General features: G+C 61.3%; 3 protein-coding genes and 1 pseudogene. 3 read left to right on the plus strand and 1 reads right to left on the minus strand.

What is annotated here, in order from left to right; all coding sequences use genetic code 11:
* Positions 1-130 precede the first annotated feature (130 nt).
* Positions 131-1,048 (minus strand): DMT family transporter, encoded by a 918-nt coding sequence (locus tag B2994_RS07040; RefSeq protein ID WP_291527662.1) that lies wholly within the window; start codon positions 1,046-1,048, stop codon positions 131-133.
* Between the two features lie 177 nt (positions 1,049-1,225).
* Between B2994_RS07040 and B2994_RS07045 the strand changes: the two genes are divergently transcribed.
* From B2994_RS07045 to B2994_RS07055, 3 genes and pseudogenes are all read left to right on the plus strand, one after another.
* Positions 1,226-1,630, plus strand: a complete 405-nt coding sequence (locus B2994_RS07045) for a pyridoxamine 5'-phosphate oxidase family protein (protein ID WP_291527663.1) — start codon at positions 1,226-1,228, stop codon at positions 1,628-1,630.
* 127 nt (positions 1,631-1,757) lie between these two features.
* Positions 1,758-2,090, plus strand: a pseudogene (locus B2994_RS07050) (MGMT family protein); the annotation flags it as partial.
* A 78-nt stretch (positions 2,091-2,168) separates the two neighbouring features.
* A complete protein-coding gene (locus B2994_RS07055; RefSeq protein ID WP_291527665.1) occupies positions 2,169-2,501 on the plus strand; it encodes a putative heavy metal-binding protein in 333 nt (110 codons plus the stop codon).
* The last annotated feature ends 194 nt before the right edge of the window (positions 2,502-2,695 follow it).

A 2,695-nucleotide genomic window follows, 5' to 3' on the forward strand; every position in this document is an offset into this window, starting at 1 on the left:
TACCAGCTGCGCCATAGCCCCGTGCTCTTGCAAGCAACTCGATATAGAATACCCCGGTTCACGCAATACGCAAATCCCCGCGTGTCGCAATGATTTCATCACCTTCCACGCCCTGCGACATGCCAGTCCGTCAGTCGTGCTTTGTGATGATGGACAGCAGTACGGCGGCGAAAATCAGCGAGAACCCGATGATGGAGTTCCATCCGATGTGCTCGCCCCAGAAGATTGCGGACAATGCCACGGCGAACAGGCTCTCGGTGCACATGATGATCGAGGCTTGGGCCGGAGGTACGTGGGCGAGGCCGATGTTCTGTAGGATCTGGGCGGTCATGGTCGCCCCGAGGAACAGATAGGCGAAGGCAGCGACCACGCTGGGCTCAAGCCATGAGGCGTTCGGCGCGGGTTCGGTGAGCACCGCTCCGACGATGAACAATATGCCCGCCACGAAAAACTGCACCCAAGTCAGCGCGATCGGGTGAATGCGCCTGGCGTATATGCCGAGAAAAGTCAGATTGAAGGCGAAGATGACCGCCGTGCCGAGCGTCAGGACATCGCCGATTCCCAGAGTCATCGACCCGCCGGCTTTCAGCGAGACAAAGCCCACGCCGGTCAGGCAGATGGCGGCGGCGACTAGATTGACCACGCCGGGCCGCTTCTTCGCAACCAGCCATGAGGCGAATGGGGTGAGCACGCAGTAGGCCGCGGTGAGAAACGCGCTGCGCCCGGGATCTATGGTGGTCAGGCCGATGGTCTGGGTGACCATGGTGCCCCAATACGTCACGCCCACCACCAGCGCCGGTACGATAACCGACCGCTTCAGCGCGGGAAGAATGCTGCGGTGGAACATCGCGAGCATGCAGGCGCAGGCTCCCAGCATGCGCATGCCCATCAGCCATTGCGGGGGAATGGCCGCTATCGCGAATTTTGCCACCAGATAGCTGCCGCCCCACAGCGCGGCGCATGTCAGCAGCATCAGACTGGCCAGATTCGGCGGGAACGATCGTGACCATCCGCTGCGCAGCTGTTGGAATCGTGTTCGGGCCGCCATCTGTGTCGCTCCTTGATGCAAGGTTGTTTCATGAGCCGCTCTCTGCGGCTCATCTCAGAGCATAACGACAGGAGACGAAGTTCCGGCGGGTGATGTTGCTCACATTGGCTTCATTGCGCGTGCGAGGTCCGCTACTGTGATAGTGGGTACCAGACAACCCGATCGAAAGGAGCCGACATGGCAGTCATTACCGCGGAAATCAGGGAATTCATCGACAACAACCTTGGCTGGGTCTCCACCGTCGACAAGGATGGCCAGCTTGACCTTGGCCCCAAGATGAGCCTGTTCGTGCTGGACGACAATCACATCGCCTACCATGAGCGCACCGCCGGCAAAACCTACGAGAACCTGAAGAACGGGTCCCCGCTGGTTGTCGCCTTCGCGAACCTCGCCCAGAAGAGGGGCTATCGTTTTCGCGGCGCCGTGACCCTGCATTCCGACGACGCCATCTATGAGGCCCAGGTCAAGGTGGCCGAGGAGAAGGGCACCAAGAAGCCGGCCGTCATTCCGGTGCTTGAAGTCACCGAGATCCAGGATCTCGCCTCCGGCGCCAATGCCGGCAAGACCATCGTCAAGGACTGAAACATTGCGCGACCCGCGATCCGGCTCGTCGTCCGACACAGGTTCCGCCGCAAGCTCGGTGCAGTCCCGGTCGTCTGGCCGGGGCCGCGCCGATTCCGGCCGGGGCTCGGACCGTTCGCCGCGGCCGTTCAATCAGCGTGTCTATGAGATCGTCAGACGCATTCCACGTGGCAAGGTGGCCACATACGGGCAGGTTGCAGAGCTGGCGGGCGCCCCACGGAACGCGAGATTCGTGGGATTCGCGTTGCATGACAATCCCGAGCCGGGCGTGATCCCATGCCATCGCGTGGTGTTTCGCGACGGTTCGCTGGCTCCCGGATTTGCCTTTGGCGGACCCGAAGCGCAGAGGGCGCTGCTGGAGGGGGAAGGCGTGCGGTTTGTGCCACCCTCCGCATCGTCCGGCAATGCCGGGGCCTCGGGGTGGACGGTCGATCTGGCGGCATGCCAATGGCGGGCCTGAGCGCCGTGAAGATCGATCTTACGGTTTCCGTACAATGAGGAGGGCAACGAGCAGGCGAATCCAACGAAAGGTGCCATTATGGCAGTTCCAGTCACCACCACACCGTCCGTCGACGGATATCGCATCACCAACTATCTGGGCATCGTGTTCGGCGAGGTGGTTTCCGGCGTCAATATGTTCAAGGATCTCGGCGCGGGGCTGCGCAATATCTTCGGCGGGCGCAGCCAAGGCTACGAAGATGAACTGAACAGAGCCCGCAATGAGGCCATCGCCGAAATGCAGCAGCGCGCCGAGCGGATGGGCGCGCATGCCATAGTCGGCGTCGACATCGACTATGAAGTGCTTGGCGCGGGCGACATGCTGATGGTCACGGCGTCAGGCACCGCGGTCCAGCTCGCCCGCATGGCGTAGGGGGTATGATGACGGTGGTTTATTGCCTACGGGAAAGAAGTGCATATGTCACTGAAGGATACGCTGAAGAAGGCTAAAATCTCCGCGATGAAGGCCAAGGACAAGGCAAAGCTGAACCCCATCAACCTGACGCTCGCGGACATTCAGAACCTCGAGATCGCAAACGGTCACGCCGCCACCGACGAGGAGATACT

The sequence above is a fragment of the Bifidobacterium sp. UBA744 genome, assembly GCA_002298605.1.
GTDB lineage: Bacteria > Actinomycetota > Actinomycetes > Actinomycetales > Bifidobacteriaceae > Bifidobacterium.

Coding starts and splice junctions, on each gene's coding strand:
- B2994_RS07055 (WP_291527665.1), top strand. CDS start 2,169: ATGGCAGTTCCAGTCACCACCACACCGTCCGTCGACGGATATCGCATC.
- B2994_RS07040 (WP_291527662.1), bottom strand. CDS start 1,048: ATGGCGGCCCGAACACGATTCCAACAGCTGCGCAGCGGATGGTCACGA.
- B2994_RS07045 (WP_291527663.1), top strand. CDS start 1,226: ATGGCAGTCATTACCGCGGAAATCAGGGAATTCATCGACAACAACCTT.